Annotated in this window: 1 protein-coding gene; it reads right to left on the bottom strand. The window is 45.2% G+C overall.

Translation table 11 applies throughout. The annotated features are described in order from the left end of the window. Nucleotides 1-1622 (bottom strand): phage tail spike protein (locus BGM27_RS20300; protein ID WP_217031410.1); only part of this gene is annotated, 1622 nt, incomplete at its 3' end. Between the last annotated feature and the right edge of the window lie 40 nt (nt 1623-1662).

Here is a 1662-nt window from a genome sequence, read left to right as displayed (position 1 = left end):
GAAAGCTTATCAGCATCAACGGCCAGCTCAGCCAGTTTTTCTTTTGTGATCGCTCCGAAAACAATGTCCTCAGTCAGAATACGCTTAGTGGTCGCGGAAAATTGATCCGTGAATTCGCTTGCTGTGCCCCGTGTGTTGATTGAGCGCAAGCGATAATACCAAACTTCATTTACTCCCGTAAAATGCTCGTATCCGCCTGTTTTGCCTCTGAAAATACGATTCTCTTTTAATGGGGTGAATCCATTTACTTGTGAAGCATACACCTCATAGGCTGCAATATAACTGGACGGATCATAGTCCCATGTCAGGGTCACATTCTGAAACATTGGCTTGACCACTACATTCGATGGAACAGGTGGGGCTCTATCAGGGAAACTGCCATCAGTAACCTCGCCGGCATCCGGTTTACTTTCCCAAGTACCGCGATTTTTTTCAATTACGCTTTCAATTTGATCAATACGGCCGTCCTTTTGTAAAGCTGATAAAAATTGGCCGATCTCAACGACGCATGTATTATCAGGATCGGTAATATCGTATTCCATTGAAATAACGCGCTGCGACGTCTCAATTGGGATAGCAAAGTTTCGATCAATTGCGATCGTTGTATCTCCCAATTCCACATGTTCGTGTTCGTATCCCGGCACGCTCTCGAGCAGTTGCACGGACAGCTCATAATTGATTTCTGTCTTGCATGCAGTCGTAATCAAATGATTATATGTGGCCTTTAAGAGCTCTTCCGGCTCCGTTATGTCTTCATTATTGAACTGGCCTTCCCGATGGATCAACTTTCCATCTTTAAGGCGCCCCAATCTTTCTAATAAATCCGGATCGCCAACCCATTCCTGGCCTAAGGGCTTATCGACCGGGTCGCCTTTTGATTTTTTCCATTCTACTTCAGAGAAATCAATAAAACGGGAATAACCGCCCGTTTCCTCTCCTTCCTCATCCGTAGATGCTATGGATGCTCCGTAACCCCAAAGGGCTGTCACCGGGTAACTGATAACGGTCCGCCGGATACTCGTTGTGTCCTTATCACTCTCAAAGCGCTTCCCGCCGTCTTTACCGCGACGGGGAAGTATTTTTATGATTCGTTTAACAACCTTATTTCCATCAAATTCTATAGTGTCCTGTAGCTCTCCGCCCCATATGTTAATCACGTCAGCGATACAATCCAACGCTGTTTTTTTATAGAAGGTAGTCGAATTCACTCCAAGCTCCGCCGTTACTTCCGCCACCCATCTTGACCGAGAAAGAACGTTATCCAGTACAAACTGAGCAGTTTTATTGGTAGGGCGAAAATCTTTTACAAAGGTTTCAGCAAGCTCCATCATGGCAGCTTCACAGGTAACCTGAGTGTTAATCTCTCCTTCTTCACTTGTATCATCCAGTTCCTTGATGACAAACAGACGCATTACACCGTCCTTATCCTTGAACACCACTTGATTCTCTTCAAATAGGAAACGTGCGTCAGGGTGGGAGGCGTCCGCTACAAAAGAAAAAGAAGAGCCCTTGTTGAGCTCTTCCTTGTATTTCGCATCCCAGAACGTACAGGTTTCTCGTCCGTGGCTGGACAGCACTGTCAATAATTTATCATCTGGTGAAAGTATATAAATGTCAGCCATGACCGGACCTCCTTACAAATATGCCTCATTAAATTTGATG

The organism is Bacillus sp. FJAT-27001 (assembly GCF_019039175.1).
Taxonomy (GTDB): domain Bacteria; phylum Bacillota; class Bacilli; order Bacillales; family Bacillaceae; genus Bacillus; species Bacillus velezensis.
This window is presented reverse-complemented; position numbering and strand designations above follow the sequence as displayed.